Consider the following 19293-nt stretch of genomic DNA (forward strand, 5'->3'; position numbering starts at 1 on the left):
CGATTCCTTCCACAAAGGCCGTAGAACAGAGACCGGGATGATTTGTCTTCATTGGCATGGTGTAATCCCCATCTTCTGCTGACTCACTCACATCTCGGATGAAAAACCTCTTGATGTTTATATTCTCATCTAAACTTGCCTTATATCACGGGCTTACATAATTTTATCGCCGTAAATGTGACGTCGATCTGCTATTAATTTGACGCTTCACGCACTCTGTTATCAATTGTGTTGCATAATGTGGTGCGAAGTCACTATCTCATTAATAACGACAGGGATGCCAAGAATGAATACATTTGTCCGACCCTTGGTAGGGATGCTATTGGGTTCGACATTTTTTATCGCGACAGCCAGTGCCAATGCACTGGTTGGCGAAATGTATGACTATGAGAGTATTGGCCGTTCGTTCAGCCATCAGTTTGATAAGATTCTGAAGTTCGAATCTCGGCTGAATGCGATAAAAAGCAACAAAGTGGCTTTTCTGGATCAGCAGCAAATTGATCGGGTGAACCGGGTGCTGAGGCACATTCGGCAACTCAAGCAAGTTCACAACAAACTGCATAAAGGTAACTATTACTCTGTGGGCAGAGAAATTGTTGATGCCTCGCTGGGTAACCCGAACTGTGAAGTGCACACTATTGCGCTGGCAGCGGCAAAGACGATTCAGGTGTCCTGTACCGGATTAGGTTACGACATTGAGAGTGATACCTACTATTCCGAATATGCCTATTCAGATTTCTTTATGACCGAGAAACAGGGCAGTGGACGGGTAGTCGTAACATCCTTTATTGACGGGCGACTATCTCATCTGGAAGAGCAGATCATCGCCGTTGATGATGAAATGGCGCGGGTTTATGCCCCATATCTGCATGATAAGCAGCGGACATACAAAACGCCCTGAGTGAATCTGGCAGGCGTCAGTTAAAAAGAAAGGCTTTCAGATGATGAAAGCCTTTTTTCTTTGGGCGCTATTAGGAATCAGCTCAACAGAGTTGCCTATGCGACAAGTCTTATAAGCTAATTCAAGCGGTTATTCAGTCACTTCCGCATGACTGATTATTGACAAGGAGTCTGTAATCAGAAGCTTGGTAAAAAGCGCCGTGGAATAAACGACTAATCTTAAAGCGCGCGATTCAGGGTGACCACTTCGTAGCTCAGTGGCGTCAAAACTGGTTTCTTATCTGCAATGTAGTCGATCACTGCCTGGGCGTCGGTATTACAACGGGTATTAGCGGCCTTGCAATCTGGCCCCTGAGTGGCGTAATGCACGTTGTACTTACCGTTTACCGCCTCAATGCGCTGCACTTTAAAGCCCGTCAGCTTACCGTCGACATATGCCAGATCCACCCGGCCTGACTGGTGTTGTTGTGCCGTAAACAGTGGCGTCCAGCCATCATTGCCGCTGGCATTGTAATTATTGATCGCCACATTGTAGGTTTGGTCCGGATTAATGGCTTGCCAGATCGGTTGATCCTCTGTACCTGTCATGACTTCGATATAATCAACGCGCCCCGCTTTATGCGGCACAGTTTCGGTGAACTGGTAACGAAGATGACCGCCATATGGGAATTTGCCTGCGTGTGAGCCTTCTGGCAGCGTGGCCGTAACGGCACCTTCAATCAGGGTTACCACGTCTTTACCTTTGATTGGTACGACAGACATGAAGTTTGAAAATGGCAGCATTTCAAGTGAGACGTTGCCTTCGCGATATTCACCGGCATCAAAGTTTGTACGGATACCGCCAGCACCAATCAGGGCAAAATCCACTTTCATACCGGTGACGGCCTGAACGGCTGGAAGATTAGCCCAGTAGTATTGACCTTCGGCAATCAGAGGCGCGACATCAGAGCCGTGCTTATCCGTGCCTTTATCACCCGGACGACGCTCGTGTTTGATTTCTTCCGGTACGCGGGAAATCACTTTGCCATATGCTTGCTCAACCGCAGGCTTGTACTTGCTGTCGATCAACTGACGCATTGCCGCTGCTTCTGCAGCGATAACAAGGTTATCTTCACCTTCAATAAAGGTTTTGACCGTGTCAGCCTCTGTTGCACTGAACTGGCTGGTGGTTTCACGCAAAGGCGAGTGGAAGTAGGTGTCATTACTGAGCAGGGTGTTATGACCCTTGCAGCTAATCACATTGCCGTTGAGATCGAAACTGACGCTCAGCTGGCCGATAGCCTGTGCGTATTGTCCGGCCTGGACGACACAGGTTTTACTCTGGCCGTTCGGATTGTTAACCATCTGCGCATAGGTGCCACTGTGGTCGTGGCCGATGTTAGTGAAATCACCCAGCAGCGTGTGAGAGTGGCCACCAACAATCAGATCGATTCCGTTAACCTTTGCAGCCACGTCCAGATCTACCGCGTTGCCGATGTGGGTCAGGGCGATGATGTTGCGGATGCCTTTCTCATGCAGGAAATCAACCGTTGCCTGCGCAGAGGTCACCAGATCATGAAATTCGACTTTGCCGGTGTTAGGTGCCAGATTAGGCATATCATCAAGGGCTAAACCGAATACCGCAACCAGATTGGAATTTGCCGGCAGTTTATCCAGATCTGTCACAGGTGTTTTTTTGTAACCGTCATAAGCAAAGACGACAAAAGGTTTCAGATTCGTCTGGTCACGCAGGTCAGGATCCTGACTGGCATCCACATTGGCGGCCAGTACCGGGAAGTTGACCTCGCCGATGAAACGGTTAAGTTTGTCGTTGCTCAGGTCAAATTCATGGTTACCCAGCGCCATCGCATCCAGGCCCATTCGGCTGAGCAAATCGGCGTTCATCATCCCTTCATTCAGCTTGAAATAGCCGCTTCCCTGCCAGGCGTCACCTCCATGCAGAAACAGAAAACTCTGGTTATCAGACGCTGCTGCCTGACGGTATTGTTCTGCCATCGTTTGCAGGCGAGGGTATCCGCCAAATTCGTTGTAGACGCGTAACTCGTTGGCCATGAAACTCGATTTGACCGGATCAAAGTTAGAGTGGGTGTCGTTGATGTGTGCCACAGTCAACGAAAAAGGTGCATCCGATGGTGACTGGGTCTGACAACCGGCCAGAGCGAGAAGTACAGACAAAGAAATGAGAGGCTTTGAAAATGTCATTGTATTACCTATAGCGGCGGGTGTTACCTGAGTGACGGGGATGCCGGCATCAGATACCCACTTATTCTTCTGGTTGATTGCAAAATTTAGCGTCGAAAATGTAGCTAAATTCGCAAAATGCCTGAAATTTTGGCGATGGGACTATATCGGAGATGATTTGCTGCCGCAATCGGGGAATTGTCCTGACTTGTAAGGACATTTATCCGATAGTGAGTGTGCAGTGAGTACGCTGCGATTTAATCGTGAAAGAACTGAGTCCGGTCAGATTGCTTGAGAGCTTGAGAGCCTGAGAACGGTAGGGTGGAAAAAGAGAAGAGCGTGAGTAAAGGTAATGACTGTCAGAGGAGACAATCCCGGATAACAGATATCGCAAGCTTGAACAGGAGCTCAAAGTTTCATCGCTGTGGCTGGAATTAGCATAAAAAAGAGCCGGTGTGGTCGCCGGCTCATTAACGATGAATCTATTATTTGGTGCTGGTGACAGGCTCAGAGCCTTCCGGGTGCCATGCGCCATCCAGTTCTTCCAGCTCTGGGAATTTAGAGCGGTCAAACTCAGGCGTTTTGCCTTGCTTCAGCTGGGTTTCGTAGTCTTTGATAACTTTGATCGCCAGTTTAGACAAGAGTACCAGTGCAATGATATTGACCAGAGCCATCATACCCATCGAGGCATCTGCCAGGTTCCATACGACAGGCAGCGAAGCCACTGAGCCGAACATTACCATAGCCAGTACACACAGGCGGAAAATAAACAGGCCTTTCTTCGTGTTACCGTTCAGGAACATCACGTTGGTTTCAGCATAGCTGTAGTTCGCGATGATAGACGTGAAACAGAACAGAATAATTGCTGCCGCCATGAAGTAGGTTGTCCAGTCACCCAGCTCGCTGCTCAGTGCCTGTTGCAGCAGGCTGATACCGGTTGCTGCGTCAGGCTGGTTCATCACGCCACTAAGCATAATCATGGCAGCAGAAGCCGTACAGATAACTAGGGTATCAACAAACACACCCAGCATCTGAACAAAGCCCTGAGAAGCAGGGTGGTTTGGGTTTGGTGTCGCTGACGCTGCAACGTTGGCAGCAGAACCCATACCGGCTTCATTCGAGAACAGACCACGGGCAATACCGCTTTGCATCGCTTGTGCAACGGTGTAAGCAACACCACCGGCCGCCGCTTCCTGCCAGCCAAATGCGCTTTTCACGATAAGCATCAGAGCTGCTGGCAGTTCAGACAGGTTCATGATGACAATCAGCAGTGCAATTGCCAGGTAACCGATGGCCATCACAGGCACAATACGTGCTGATGCCGCCGCTACTTTACGCAGACCACCCATAATAAAGAAGGCAGAGAAAGCAACGATGATCATCCCCATGATTGTCTGGTCGAAACCAAATGAATGGCTCAGCGCATCCGTGATGGTGTTAGCCTGTACGGCATTGAACACCAGACCAAATGCAATGATCAGACAGATTGAGAACAGAGTACCCATCCAGCGTTGACCCAGGCCTTTTTCCATGTAGTAAGCCGGACCACCACGGTACTGACCGTCGATATCTTTGGTTTTGTAGATCTGAGCCAGTGTGGATTCGATAAAGGCAGTCGACATACCAAACAGGGCGATCAGCCACATCCAGAAGATCGCACCAGGGCCACCGGCCGCAAGGGCAACAGCCACACCGGCCATGTTACCTGTACCCACACGAGCTGCCATTGAAGTGCAGAAAACCTGATAAGAGCTGATACCGTTATCAACGTCTTTAACGCTTTTCAGAACACTGACCGCGTGACCAAATTGACGAATTTGAATGAAGCCCAGACGTAAAGTGAAGTAAACACCTACTGCAACCAGTAAGTAAACAAGGAGTTGGCCCCATAGTAATCCATTAACAGCACCAATAACGCCATTCAATGCGTCATTCAGCGAAGTTAAGAAAGATCCGTTCGTAACACTCATAGTAATTTCCTGTATATAACGCTTAGCAAATCGAACAATTCCCTAAGCAACTGGAACGTCCATTTATGTGACAGTTCATGAATACGATTCTGAATTTATATTTTTTATTGCTTGCGAAATTGAAGCACTGTGCAACTTGGTGAAGTTACATTTATGAAACATAGAATCAGATGTTTCATCTTCAGACGGGACGCTAAGTTAGCATGAAATATCGAGATTTCAGCGTGATCTAAGTCACATTTTATGAACGGTTTTATGACACAAGTACAATATAAAACGTCGTTCAGTAATTTATTTTCTTTATATTCATAGAGTTAAAATTGTATAAATGGTTACTGAATGTGATCGTTTAAAACGTTGTTCATTATCAAATAATTTCGACTTTTACACCAATTTAACCTGACTTGTTAGGTTTTTTAACTTGTTTTGGGGCGGTGTTTGAGATGATTTCTTAACATATGAGAAGGTATTCAATAAGAAAGGGAACAATTAGTGAATAATTCCAGGTTTAAAAATGATTTGGTATGCAGGACTTATTGTAGTGTGAGAATGGTGCTCATAAGGAAAAGATAAACCGCCAGAGTATGGCGGCTAGATGGGTATTCAAAATGACGGTTTCTCAGGCGTTAATGCAGAAGCGGAGAAACGTAGTTCATTGTCACTTGGTATGAGGATGTCGTGTTGTTATCAAGGGATGATGGGCTAATGGGGTCGGTATGGAATTCATGGCCACAGACACAGATGTATTCCCCTGATTCTGAAACCAGGAACTCCTCATCTTGACCGCATTGACTGCAAACGGGCAACTCTTGCATTGCACTCTCCATTTATTGTTTTATTTGCCGTACGTCGTAACCGGCTTAGTTTCAACCAGTAGCATAAAGGCAGACAGGCTAACAGGGTAACAATGAAGCTAGATTCTTAGAGTAAGGGCTAAATTTACCGAATTGGCGGGAAATTGTGTTTGATATTGATTGCAGTATGATATATGGATTAAATTTTCTCAGTAAATTAAGTCACTTATAGTAAAAAAGCCCGCAAAAATGCGGGCTTTGGGAACAACGATTAAGTAATACCTGGCCGAATAATGGCTGGCGATCAGAAAGAGGTACGCTTGTAGCGACGGTATTCTGATTTCCAGAAGTTGTCGTTAATCTTCTCTTTAATTCGCTCGTCGGTATTTTTCGGTGCTTTACGCTGCTCGACAGCTTTCTTCGCAACAGCAAAGGCAATGTGGCGTGAAACATCCTGAATGTCTTCCAGTGGCGGCAGTAGCGGACCATTGCCGTTAATTGCCAATGGTGAGCACTCAGACAACGCACGGCTACTTTCCATCAGCATTTCATCCGTCACACGACGGGCGCCAACAGCCAGTACACCCAGACCGATACCCGGGAAGATGTAGCTGTTATTACACTGCGCGATAGGGTAGGTCTTACCGTTGAACACAACCGGTTCAAAAGGCGAACCTGTGGCTACCAGTGCTTTACCTTCAGTCCAGCGGATCAGGTCGGCAGGCGTTGCTTCTACGCGGCTGGTCGGGTTAGACAGTGGGAAGATAATTGGGCGCTCACAATGCTGATGCATTTCGCGGATAACTTCTTCACTGAACAGACCAGGTACGCCTGATACACCGATCAGAATCGTCGGGTGGGCATTGCGCATCACATCCAGCAGAGAAATGTTCGTGTCTTCTGTTTCCCACTCGTTAATGCTGGCACGTGGCTGAACCAGTTTCTTCTGGAAGTTAACCAGATTTGGCATATCGTCCAGTAGCAGACCCCAGCGGTCGACCATAAATACCTGGCTACGTGCTTGGGTATCGCTGATACCTTCAGAAACCATTTGCGCAATAATTGCTTCGGCAATACCGCAACCTGCTGAACCAGCACCAAGGAAAGCCACGCGTTGTTCAGACAGTTTGCTGCCTGCCGCTTTACAAGCAGCCAGCAGAGAGCCAACGGTCACAGCTGCGGTGCCCTGAATGTCATCGTTAAAGCAGCATACTTTGTCTTTGTAACGCTCAAGAAGTGGCATTGCGTTTTTCTGAGCGAAATCTTCGAACTGAATCAGAGCGTCAGGCCAACGGCGTTTTACCGCCTGTACGAAATCGTCAACAAACGTATCGTACTCTTTATCGGAGATACGCGTATGACGCCAGCCCATGTACATTGGATCAGATAAACGTTGTGGGTTATTGGTACCCACATCCAGCACTACCGGCAGGGTGTAAGCCGGGCTGATACCACCGCATGCGGTGTACAGAGACAGTTTACCGATTGGAATACCCATGCCACCGATACCCTGATCGCCCAGACCCAGAATACGCTCACCGTCTGTCACAACAATCACTTTCACGTTATGACGAGAAGCGTTGTTCAGCATGTCTTCGATGCGGTCACGGTTAGGGTAAGAGATGAACAGACCGCGGCCACGACGGTAGATATTAGAAAAGTTTTCACAAGCCGCGCCAACTGTCGGGGTGTAGATGATTGGCATCATCTCAGTAATGTGGGTCTCAACCAAACGGTAGAACAGAGTTTCGTTCGTATCCTGGATATTGCGCAGATAGATGTGCTTATCCATGTCATTTTCGAACTTCAGATACTGCTGATAAGCACGCTCTGCCTGTTCTTCGATCGTTTCGATCGCTTCCGGAAGCAGACCTTCCAGGTTAAAGAACATACGTTCTTCAACAGAGAATGCGCTTCCTTTATTAAGGAGGGGAGTTTCTAGTAACGCAGGGCCTGCGTAGGGGATGTAGAGAGGACGTTTATCGTTGTTCATGCAAAACACTCTGTTTCCTAAGGTGAGAGAAAAATGAAAATGACTTTTTTCATTTAGGGCCTAATCGTAGATCTACCGTGCTGATTATTCAAAGGGAATGCGCACATTTTTCGCGAATTTGATCATGTTTTTATGCATCTTTTTACAGGATTTAACACGGTAAAATGAATAATGTTTCATCTTTGTTTGTTTTGTTCTGATTTTGTTTTATATCTGTTTTGTTGTTGTTTTACAAAAATAATTATTCTGTGATCTTTGGGCGGGAAGTGGTGAAGGAAAAGGTCTGGTGTGAGATTAAACTCAATTGTGTGTGATTTATGTTCTTTTTGTTAAAATTTGGTAGATATGTTGTTTTTATTGTGTGTTTTGTATGTTTTGTTCACGTGTCTTTCATCGCAAGAACAGAAAAACATGCCCTGACGAATCCAGGGCATTGAATTTATTGAAATAAAACAATATGGCGAATTAATAATGCCAAGGGAAGCGGCTGAAGTCCTGATCGCGTTTTTCCAAAAAGGCGTCGCGGCCTTCCTGCGCTTCATCGGTCCCATATGCCAATCGTGTGGCTTCGCCGGCGAATAACTGCTGGCCAACTAAACCATCATCAGGCAGGTTGAAGCCGTATTTCAGCATGCGCATTGCTGTCGGTGACTTGCTGTTGATCTCTTTGGCCCAGCGCAGTGCTTCTTCTTCTAGCTCAAAGTGATCAACCACTTTATTTACCATGCCCATTTCGTAAGCTTCCTGGGCGCTGTAGTTAAAGCCACAGAAGAAAATCTCTCGGGCACGTTTCTGGCCAATCATTTTTGCCAGGTAAGCAGAGCCGTAGCCGGAGTCAAAAGAGGCAACGTCTGGATCAGTCTGTTTGAAAATGGCATGTTCTTTCGAAGCCAGTGTCAAATCACACACCACATGCAGACTATGGCCCCCACCCACGGCCCAGCCGGGCACGACAGCAATCACTACTTTAGGCATGAAGCGAATCATGCGCTGCACCTCAAGAATGTGCAGCCGTCCCATGCGGGCGACATCTGCCTTACCGGCTTCTTCACCTTCATATTTGTAGCCGTCTTTGCCACGAATACGCTGATCGCCACCCGACGAGAATGACCACTGACCTTTGTGTGACGGACCGTTACCGGTCAGCAATACGCAGCCAACATCAGACCATTGACGGGCGTGATCCAGTGCGGTGAACAGCTCATCGACTGTTTTCGGACGAAATGCATTCAGGCAGTCTGGACGGTTGATGGCGATGCGGACTGTGCCCTGGTTTTTGGCACGGTGATAAGTGATGTCTTCAAACTCAAAACCTGGGACTTCATCCCACAGTTCAGGGTTAAAAATTTCTTTGCGGGTCATGTGACGAGCCTCTTTGGTTAGATGTTTTAAGGCTAGGGAGTCAGGAATAAAAGTCAATGGGTTATGATCAATCACAACAGCAAAAGTAGGGGATTTTCATCTGAATGGACAAAAAAAAGCCCCCGACAGTGCCAACTGCCAGGGGAACATGGTTACTACCAGATAAAAAGAAGAAGCGAGATTTCAAATATCATGTAAAAAGCAGGCGGTTAATTAGATCTTAACCAGCATCTTGCCTTTATTCTTGCCTTCAAACAGACCAATGAAAGCATCAACCGCCTGATCCAGACCGTGGTAGACCGTTTCTTCCGAAGTGACTTTGCCTTCTTTCAGCCACTGGCCCATCTGCTCGACGAACTCACCGTACTGATCCCAGTAATCCATCACAATGTAACCTTGCAAAGTCAGTTTTTTGGTATTGATCAGTAGCAGATTGCTTGGTCCTGGTTGAGGTGTTTCAGCATTGTAGTCAGCAATCATGCCACACACAGGAATGCGGCCGTAAGGGTTCATCACATTCAATGCCGCTTCGAGATGTGCGCCGCCAACATTTTCGAAGTACACATCAATGCCTTCAGGCGCTGCGTCACGCAGAGCTTGAGTCAGATCATCAACCTTTTTGTAGTTGATGACGGCATCAACGCCCATGGCTTTGACCATGTCCGCTTTTTCATCAGACCCGACAGAACCGATGACTTTACAGCCATGCAGTTTCGCAATCTGGCATACCACACTGCCTACAGCGCCGGATGCAGCGGAAACGAACACGGTGTCTGTTGGTTTAAGCTGGGCAACTTTAAACAGACCGACCCAGCCGGTAAGACCCGGCATGCCAATCACACCCAGAAAATGTTGATCAGGCAGGCCAACCGCTGGCAGCAGAGTCAGATCACTGCCATCACTGATGAATGTTGTACGCCAGCCACTGATGTTGCTGACTTTTGCACCGACTGGGAATTGCGCATTCATCGATTCAATGACTTCACCAATGGCACCGCCTTCCAGCACTTCGTCAATCTGGAATGGGGGGATATAGGAATCTGAAACGATCATGCGGCCCCGCATATAAGGGTCAACGGACATCCAGGTATTTTTAACCAGTACTTCACCTTCCTGCAGAGCAGGCAATGTGACGTCTACCGTTTTAAAGTTCGCTTGCGAAGGCATGCCTGTCGGGCGTGAAGCAAGATGGATTTGTTGGCTGTTCATCATGTTCTTTCTCTCTTTGTTTCCTTGCCCTGTATTGGCTGCGCGTGTTGCGACATCAGGACACAGGGATATTGAAGGCACAATTTTTCAGATTCGATATGTATCAGACTTCATTTCTTGGTTTTCAAATAAGTCACCCGCAAATAATTTGCGCACAAATCATTTGTGGATAACTTACCCGGGTAGGAAAGAGAGTGCAAGATATTTTGCTCAAAAATAATTTGCTCGCAAACTATTTTGCCGAGGTGAAATTTGCTAACATCGTGACCTTGCTTAAGAAACATTGCATTAATCAACAATGCTTTTGTAAAAACAGCTTTTACAGACCCAGTTAATATCGGCTGGGCGTTCAAAAACGGATGAATACATGGCCCAGAAATTATCTGATAGTGTGTGTTTTGCGCTGTATACCGCGACGAACTCTCTGGTGAGAGCGTTTCGTCCCATTCTGGATGAGTATGATCTGACGTACCCACAGTACATTGTGATGCATTCGCTCTGGTGCCAGAATGACGTAAGTTTGAAAGAGCTGTCCAATGATACGCATCTGGATTCGGGCACTCTGACTCCAATTGTTAAGCGTCTGGAATCAAAGGGGTTGCTGACCCGGCGGGTTTCTGAGCTGGATGAGCGAAAAAAAGTGATTTCCTTAACGGCAAAAGGCAGTCAACTGCAAGATGAGGCGAACGAACTCACGGCTCAACTCGAGTCACGTTCCAGTATGACGGCAGAGAGCATTGAAGCACTCCGTCTGCTGTGCCTTGAGCTGGATGAAAACCTGCGCAAAAGCGATTAACCCTGATTTAACCGGCGTTTACTTCATGTTTGTTTCACTTCCTATTGATGATATCCAATCTGAATTTCTAGCCCGGGTTGAACAACAACACTTGGTTGTCGTCGCTGAAACCGGCTCGGGGAAATCAACCCGTCTGCCGGTATGGGCGGCACGGCGTGGTAAGGTGCTGGTTGTTGAGCCGCGGCGGGTTGCCTGTCGGTCTCTGGCTGAATTTGTTGCCGGTGAGCGACAAGAGCCGATTGGTCAGTCGGTGGGGTACGCGATTCGGTTTGAGAACCGTTTCAATGAGGCATCAGACATTGTTTTTGTGACTCCCGGTGTCGCCTTGCGCTGGCTCAGTGAAAATCAACTGGCGCAGTTTGCAACGATCATTATTGATGAGTTCCATGAACGACGCTGGGATACCGATCTTTTGCTGGCGATGCTGAAAGTGCAGAACCGTCACCGGCTTGTGGTGACTTCTGCAACGCTGGACAGTGAGCGTCTGACTGCCTATCTCGGTGGGATTTGCCTACGAGCGGAAGGCCGTCAGTTCCAGGTGACAGTGAATCATTTGGCTGATGATGCGCGTAATATGCCTGATATCCGCCATCTGGAAACGAAAATTCAGCAAACGGTACTGGCACATTACCGCCAGCACCAGGATATTCTGGTTTTTCTGCCGGGGCGAAAAGAAATTGCCCAATGTCAGTCTGCGTTACGACAGGCACTGGCAGCAGAGCTGGACTGCGGAGAAATAGATGTCATTCCTCTTCATGCGTCGGTTTCAGATGATGAGCGGCACAGGGCGCTGACCATTAGCCACAAACAGCGGGTTATTCTGGCGACCAATGTGGCTGAAACCTCGTTGACCATTCCCGGGGTCACCCTGATCATCGACAGCGGGCTGGAACGCCGGACGCATCAGCGAAATGGTCGTACCGTGCTGGGTTTGCATGCCATTTCCAAAGCCAGTGCGGAGCAGCGTAAAGGCCGGGCAGGGCGAGTGGCAGACGGAACGTGCCTGCGTTTGTACGGCAAAGCGGCACCGCTGGAAGCCATAACACCACCGGAATTGCACCGAGAAGAATTGGTGGAGCCGATGCTGGCGGCAGCCTGTAGCGGGTATGTGCTTGATAAGTTGCCGTTTGTTGATCCGGTGCCGGAAAAACCGATGCTACTGGCCCGGGAAAAGCTATTGCAAATGCAGGCCATCAATACGCAGGGGCTGGCAACCGACTACGGAAAAATTCTCTACCCGTTACCCATCGACACGCTTTTTGCCCATTTGATCAGCGCGATGCCGGATAAAGCCAGCCGGGAAGCGATGGTGGATGTGGCCGCCGCTCTGAGTGTGTATCAGAAAGTGTGGCAAATGCCCAATAGCGAAGAAAAGCGAGAGAAACTGTCGCAATGGGAACCGCAGCATTGCGACGCGATGGCGCTGATTAAGCTGCTTCGTCAGGATGTCCCGGACTGGTTGAATATTGATTCTGACGTGCTGACAGAAGCACGTCTGCTGTCGCAGCAGATTCGCGATGCACTGGCTCTGCCAGACCTTGACGTGGCCACCTCGGTAAAGCGTGAAGGGTGGCTGAAAGCGGTGATGAGCACTGCTCCGGAACTGGTGTTTATTCGCAGGGAGAAAAGGCGACAGGCTCTGGGGAACGGGTACGCGGAAGTGAATATCGGCAGGGATAGCCGATTCGCCGAAACAGCAGAAGCGGCGATTGTTTTTGATCAGTTTGCGTTGCCCGGTAAAGGTGTGAAGCAAAATCTGGTGTTGGCAACCTGTATGGCACCGGTTCCTTTATCCTGGCTGAATGAGCTCGGTTTTGGTGAATCGGCCTTTGGCCGGACGCAAGTGACCGACGATGGTTGTCTGGTTGAGCATCAACGCATTTATGCCGGCCGCGTTATCGACTCCTGCTGGCAGGCACCACAAGGTGTCTCTGCACGCGGCGCACTGCTAGATATGGTGCTGAACGGTACGCTTCTCGACGGGCTGGCGGAAAAGCTGCAAGCCGATATCCATCAGTGGAACCTGTATCTGGCTTTGGGGCGTTATCAAAGTGAAACCTGTCAGCGGGACAACGCCCCGGTTGAGATCCGTACGTGGTTAAATGAACAGTTGGAAGCGCTTGGGGTAGAATCGGCTGATGATCTGGATTTATTTTCCGGCGATGACTTTCATTTTGAGGGGATTCCGGCATGGGAGCGGGAGGATTTTGACAGCGAATTTCCGCAGTTTGTTAACCTGACCGATCTGAAAATGCATGTTGAATACCATCTGGCTAAAAAGCAGGTGGTGGCGGTTTACCAGTCCGGAAACCGCAAAGCCGATCCGAAACGCTGGGAGCTACCTCGCTGGCAAGGATGGAAAGTTCGCTATCGCAAAGCGAGCAGACTTATCGACATTAAATAACCCAATGAACTGACTGAAAAGATAAAGCGCGGTGACTGGTCGTATATCCAGTCATCGCGCTTTACTGTTTTAGCTGTTAGCTGTTAGCTGTTAGCTGTTAGCTGTTAGCTGCTAGCTGTCAGTCGCTTCCTGCGCCGATAACTTGGCACGAATAAACGCTGAGTGATCAAGGTAAATCAGTTCTGCGACCTGACGAATGACGGCCTCTTCAATCGGGTCAGCTGTACCGTCGGCATAGGCGACCTGCCACATGGCTTCAATGAGGTCGTAGCGTTGTTCCTGAGAAAGTGACCGCAGGTTCGTAGTGAACTCAAACAGCGACACAGACAGATCGCTCTGCTTTTGTGCTTTTTCTAACAGTGCCCGCGCATTATCCTCACTGATATCCAGTAAATTCACCAGCAAATGCTCTTTTGCCCGGGCTTCTCGGTGATCTTCGACGTGATCAGCACTGGCGACTTCGCACAGCAAACTGGCGATAGCCAAATGCAGAGAGGGGGTGTCAGAAACGCCGCTGGCGTCGCCGTCATTCATGACCTGCTGAAACAGGGTACGCAACTTGTGTAACATGCTTGCCTCTGAACTGCTGAAAATGGATCTGTATTGAGTGTGGCGTCTGATAATCAATTTAGCCACATAAATTATGACTGCCTCTGGCGAGATGAGTTCCTGAAAAGCGTGATGTTTTTCACGTTTTTCTTAGGCGATAAGTTTTCACGATTAGCTGTTACGAGTAGTTTTTACAAATAGCTTTCAGGGTTTGTTTTCAATATTTAAAAGAGGGCTGTCGATGGGGTATCGAATGGACAGCAGAGCCTGTCATCACAGGTAACGGCATCCGTAAACATGTTGGCTGCAGGCAAGGAAAAGTGCAGGCAGGGATTAATACAGAAAAAATCAACACAATAAACAGCATGAAAAACAGAGAGTCTCAAACTCCCTGTTTTTTTCATCGCTAGCGTGTCTTCGGGTTATCAGAAACGGGCGTTAATGATTGGGAATACCGGCAGATCTTTACTGATGAAGGTACCCGATTTGTCGTAGTTGATCAGACCAATCTGAATACCTTGGTTGATGCGGTCAGTGGCGTTGATAAAGCCAAGCTGCAGGCCGTTCAGGCTGCCTGCGTAGTTAAACGCACCAAATTGCAGACCGGTAAACTGGCCGCCAGTATAGTTAGCAAAACCGAAGTCAGCACCTTTCGCCGTGTTGTCGTTCCAGTTTGCCAGACCAAATTTCACACCTTTCGATGCGCCGGTAACACGTGTTGCACCAAACGCGATACCTACGCTCAAACCTGTGAAATTCTGTGATTCAGCCAAACCCAGAATAGGCAACTGAAGACCGGTCACAGAAGGCGTCTGACCGTAAAGCAGAGAAGCACGGAAACCCTGAACGTTACCATCTGGCAGGTTGTTGCCCGGAACAGACAGCTGAATTGGCTGTGCGGCAAAGGCTGGTGCAGCCATTGCGGCTGCCAGGGTAAAACCTAGTAGCGCTTTTTTCATAACAAAATTACCTTTTGGGTTAAATCAGGACAAAATTTTACTATTGGGATCAAATGAGTGCAATCTGAACAAAATCCTGCTTTCAAATGTTGCCGACAATGTCAATGTTTAGCCGGTATAGGTTATAACGGATCCCCGTTTACCTGTGTTTTCCGTAACCTCGGTGATTTATGGTAGAATTCGCTCAGAACTACCAAGCTGATTTAGCAGGACTTCTTTTGACTCAGTCAACCACTTCTCAGAAAGACGTTTTGAATAACGAAAATACGCTAAAAGCTGCTATCAACGACTGCATGATACGCGACCGTTTCCGGTTGCTGAAACGGGTGCAGGGCGCAGCAAAGATTAAGAACGAACAAGCCCGCCACGCGGTGTTTGACGAAATCGCGATGGATATTGCCAAGTCCATGCAAGTGGCTCAGCTGCGTGCGGCGCAACGCCCGACGATTCGCTATCCGGAACAGCTGCCTGTCAGCCAGAAAAAAGACGACATCGCCGAAGCCATTAAGCACAACCAGGTGGTAATTGTCGCCGGTGAAACCGGTTCGGGTAAAACGACCCAGCTGCCGAAAATCTGTATGGAGCTGGGGCTGGGCACCAAGGGGATGATTGGTCACACCCAGCCACGCCGACTGGCTGCCCGTTCGGTTGCGAGCCGTATTGCAGAAGAGCTGGAATGTGAACTGGGCTCTTACGTGGGTTACAAAGTTCGATTTAACGATCAGGTTTCCGACCGCAGCCAGATTAAGCTGATGACGGACGGTATTCTGCTGGCTGAAATTCAGAATGATCGTTTCCTAAACCAGTATGACACCATCATTATCGATGAGGCGCACGAGCGTAGCCTGAATATTGATTTCATCATGGGTTACTTGCGCGAGCTGTTGCCGAAGCGCCCGGACCTGAAAGTCATTATTACCTCTGCGACCATTGATCCGGAACGCTTCTCTAAGCACTTCAACAACGCACCGATTATCGAAGTGTCAGGCCGGACGTATCCGGTGGAAGTGCGTTATCGTCCGATCAGTGAAGAGAGTGAAGATAACGACCGCGATCAGCTGCAAGCCATTTTTGATGCCGTCGATGAACTGTGTGAGGAAGGGCTGGGTGACATCCTGATCTTCATGAACGGTGAACGTGAGATTCGTGATACCGCGGAAGCACTGGAAAAACGTAAGCTGCGGGATACTGAAATTCTGCCGCTGTATGCCCGTTTGTCTGCGGGTGAGCAAAACCGGGTGTTCCAGTCGCACACCGGCCGACGTATTGTTCTGTCGACCAACGTGGCTGAAACCTCGCTGACCGTACCGGGTATCCGATATGTAATTGATCCGGGGACAGCCCGAATCAGTCGCTACAGTTACCGTACTAAAGTACAGCGCCTGCCGATTGAACGCATTTCACAGGCGAGTGCCAACCAGCGTAAAGGCCGTTGTGGCCGTGTGGCTGAAGGTATCTGTATCCGCCTGTATTCCGAAGAAGACTTCCTGTCGCGTCCGGAATTTACCGATCCGGAAATTCTGCGTACCAACCTGGCTTCCGTTATTCTTCAGATGACTGCAATCGGGCTGGGGGATATTCAGGCATTTCCGTTTGTTGAAGCGCCGGATAACCGCAATATTCAGGACGGTGTTCGCCTGTTGGAAGAGCTGGGGGCGATCAATGCGCAGGCCAAAGATCCGCGCAAACGTCTGACCGCAATCGGCCGTCAGCTGGCCCGTTTGCCGATTGACCCGCGTCTGGCCCGAATGGTACTTGAAGCACCGAAGCAGGGAGCGCTGCGTGAGGTGATGATCATTGCGTCGGCACTGTCGATTCAGGATCCACGTGAACGCCCGATGGAAAAACAGCAGGCATCGGATGAGAAGCATCGTCGTTTCTACGACAAAGACTCCGATTTTGTGACCTTCATTAACCTGTGGGACTACGTACAGGAGCAGCAGAAAGCGCTGTCCGGCAACCAGTTCCGCCGCCAGTGTAAGAAAGATTACCTGAACTACTTGCGGGTTCGTGAGTGGCAGGACATCTACTTCCAGGTACATCAGGTTGTCCGCGAGCTGGACCTGAAGATGAACTCACAGGAAGCCAGTTATGACGGTATTCATACTGCATTACTGTCCGGGATGCTGTCTCATATTGGTCTGAAAGATCAGGAAAAGAACGAGTATCAGGGAGCGCGTAACGCACGCTTTAACATTTTCCCGGGCTCCGGCATTTTCAAGAAACAGCCGAAATGGGTCATGGTCGCGGAGCTGGTTGAAACCTCAAAGTTATGGGGCCGCATTGCCGCCAAGATTCAGCCTGAATGGGTAGAGCCGCTGGCCGAGCACTTGCTCAAACGCAGCTACAGTGAACCTCACTGGGAGAAAAAACCGGCTTCGGTATCCGCTTTTGAGAAGGTGACCCTGTACGGTATTCCCATCATCGCCAAGCGTAAGGTGAACTACGGTCGGATTGATCCTGTGTTGTCCCGTGAGCTGTTTATCCGCTCGGCACTGGTCGAAGGTGACTGGGAAACGAAGCACAAGTTCTATCAGCAGAACCGCAAATTGTTGCTGGAAGTGGAAGAGCTGGAGCATAAATCCCGTCGCCGTGACATTCTGATCGACGATGATGCGATGTTCGAGTTTTATGACCAGCGCATTGACCACACTGTGGTTTCCGGTCGTCACTTTGACACCTGGTGGAAAAAGGCATCGAAAGACAATCCTGAACTGCTGAACTTTGAACGTGAAATGCTGTTCAAGAGCGATGCCAGCCATGTAACGGATCTGGACTACCCGAACTTCTGGCATCAGGGGAACCTCAAGCTTAAGTTGAGTTACCAGTTTGAACCGGGTGAAGATAGTGACGGTGTCACGGTTCACGTCCCGCTGCCGATTCTGAACCAAGTGGAAATGGAAGGTTTCGACTGGCAGATCCCGGGTCTGCGTCAGGAGCTGGTGGTGGCTCTGATTAAGTCTTTACCCAAACCGGTGCGCCGCAATTTTGTGCCGGCACCAAACTATGCCGATGCTTTCCTGGCCCGTGTTGATGCAATGGCAATGCCGCTGCTGGATGCGCTGGAGAAAGAGCTTAAACGCATGACTGGCGTGACGGTTTTGCGTGAAGACTGGAATCTTGAACAGGTGCCGGATCACCTTAAGATCACTTTCCGTGTGGTGGATCATCGCAACCGCAAGCTGCGTGAAAGCAAGGATCTTTACAGCCTGAAAGATGGCCTGAAAGAGAAAGTGCAGGAAACGCTGTCTAAAGTGGCGGATGACGACATCGAGCAGGAAGGTCTGCACACCTGGAGTTTTGGCAAACTGCCTGAGTGTTATCAACAGAAACGTGGCGGCTTTGAAGTAAAAGCCTACCCGGCGCTGGTGGATAACAAAGATTCCGTCGGAATCAAACTGTTTGAGACAGAAGAAGAGCAGCGCACAGCCATGCAACAGGGTCAGCGTCGTTTGATTCTGCTCAATGTGCCGTCGCCGATCAAATATCTGCACGACAACCTGCCGAACAAATCAAAACTTGGCTTGTACTTTAACCCGTATGGTCGGGTGTTGGATCTGATCGACGATTGTATCGCCTGTGGGATCGACAAGCTGATTGAAGAGAAAGGCGGCCTGGTATGGGAGCCGGAAGCGTTTGAAGCACTGAAAGAGCATGTCCGCGCTGAGCTGGGTGATACCGTCGTAGAGATTGCCAAGCAGGTGGAATCTATCCTGACAACGGCATTCAACATCAACAAGCGTCTGAAAGGGCGGGTTGATTTGACCATGGCGTTTGCGTTGTCTGATATTAAAGCGCAGATTGAAGGGCTGATCTTCAAAGGCTTTGCTACGGAATGTGGCTGGAAGCGTCTGCCGGATATTCTGCGTTACATGAAGGCGATTGAGCGTCGGATGGAAAAGCTGCCGATTGACCCGAACAAAGACCGCATGCATATCATGAAGATTGAATCGGTTGTGTCGGACTACAAAGAGCTGCTGAACAAGATTCCGAAAGGTCAGCCTGTTCCGGAGAAAGTGAAAGAGATCCGCTGGATGATTGAAGAGCTGCGTGTCAGCTTCTTTGCGCAGCAGCTGGGGACGCCATATCCGGTATCAGATAAGCGAGTGCGTAACGCCATTAACGAATGTTAATCGCCAACGCGTGCTAACAGATGAAAAACCGGAGCCATGCTCC

Annotated in this window: 11 protein-coding genes; 4 read left to right on the forward strand and 7 right to left on the reverse strand. The window is 49.0% G+C overall.

Features of this window, described 5'->3' with window-relative positions:
* The first annotated feature begins 286 nt into the window (after positions 1-286).
* Positions 287-901: a hypothetical protein gene (locus C9I92_RS13850; protein ID WP_146149693.1), complete on the forward strand. Its 615-nt coding sequence runs from the start codon at positions 287-289 to the stop codon at positions 899-901.
* Positions 902-1119: 218 nt separating this feature from the next.
* Here C9I92_RS13850 and C9I92_RS13855 read toward each other — a convergent pair whose 3' ends face one another.
* The 5 genes from C9I92_RS13855 to C9I92_RS13880 form a co-directional block, all read right to left on the reverse strand.
* A complete protein-coding gene (locus C9I92_RS13855) occupies positions 1120-3102 on the reverse strand; it encodes a bifunctional metallophosphatase/5'-nucleotidase (RefSeq protein WP_047885370.1) in 1983 nt (660 codons plus the stop codon).
* Between the two features lie 464 nt (positions 3103-3566).
* Positions 3567-5051 carry an alanine/glycine:cation symporter family protein gene (locus tag C9I92_RS13860; RefSeq protein WP_047885371.1) on the reverse strand — a complete coding sequence of 495 codons (1485 nt, stop codon included), beginning with the start codon at positions 5049-5051 and terminating at the stop codon, positions 3567-3569.
* 1098 nt (positions 5052-6149) lie between these two features.
* Positions 6150-7838: an NAD-dependent malic enzyme gene (locus tag C9I92_RS13870; protein ID WP_047885372.1), complete on the reverse strand. Its 1689-nt coding sequence runs from the start codon at positions 7836-7838 to the stop codon at positions 6150-6152.
* Between the two features lie 465 nt (positions 7839-8303).
* The gene (locus C9I92_RS13875; RefSeq protein WP_047885373.1) at positions 8304-9200 is read right to left on the reverse strand and encodes a 1,4-dihydroxy-2-naphthoyl-CoA synthase; all 897 of its coding nucleotides are present in this window, start codon (positions 9198-9200) and stop codon (positions 8304-8306) included.
* Positions 9201-9413: 213 nt separating this feature from the next.
* Positions 9414-10412, reverse strand: a complete 999-nt coding sequence (locus C9I92_RS13880) for an NADP-dependent oxidoreductase (RefSeq protein WP_242551863.1) — start codon at positions 10410-10412, stop codon at positions 9414-9416.
* Positions 10413-10776: 364 nt separating this feature from the next.
* Here C9I92_RS13880 and C9I92_RS13885 point away from each other — a divergent pair, with 364 nt between their 5' ends.
* Together C9I92_RS13885 and C9I92_RS13890 are read left to right on the forward strand one after the other, a co-directional pair.
* A complete protein-coding gene (locus tag C9I92_RS13885; RefSeq protein ID WP_047885374.1) occupies positions 10777-11205 on the forward strand; it encodes a MarR family winged helix-turn-helix transcriptional regulator in 429 nt (142 codons plus the stop codon).
* Between the two features lie 25 nt (positions 11206-11230).
* Positions 11231-13609, forward strand: a complete 2379-nt coding sequence (locus C9I92_RS13890; protein ID WP_047885454.1) for a helicase-related protein — start codon at positions 11231-11233, stop codon at positions 13607-13609.
* Positions 13610-13720: 111 nt separating this feature from the next.
* Here C9I92_RS13890 and C9I92_RS13895 read toward each other — a convergent pair whose 3' ends face one another.
* Both C9I92_RS13895 and C9I92_RS13900 read right to left on the reverse strand, forming a co-directional pair.
* Positions 13721-14179, reverse strand: a complete 459-nt coding sequence (locus C9I92_RS13895; protein WP_047885375.1) for a tellurite resistance TerB family protein — start codon at positions 14177-14179, stop codon at positions 13721-13723.
* A 404-nt stretch (positions 14180-14583) separates the two neighbouring features.
* Positions 14584-15117 (reverse strand): LA_2272 family surface repeat-containing protein, encoded by a 534-nt coding sequence (locus C9I92_RS13900; RefSeq protein ID WP_047885376.1) that lies wholly within the window; start codon positions 15115-15117, stop codon positions 14584-14586.
* A gap of 218 nt (positions 15118-15335) precedes the next feature.
* On the opposite strand from C9I92_RS13900, the gene hrpA reads away from it, so the two are divergent.
* Complete coding sequence (hrpA, locus tag C9I92_RS13905) at positions 15336-19250, forward strand: ATP-dependent RNA helicase HrpA (RefSeq protein ID WP_107193868.1); 3915 nt, start codon at positions 15336-15338, stop codon at positions 19248-19250.
* Positions 19251-19293: the final 43 nt, after the last annotated feature.

This window comes from Photobacterium ganghwense, assembly GCF_003025595.1.
GTDB lineage: Bacteria > Pseudomonadota > Gammaproteobacteria > Enterobacterales > Vibrionaceae > Photobacterium > Photobacterium ganghwense.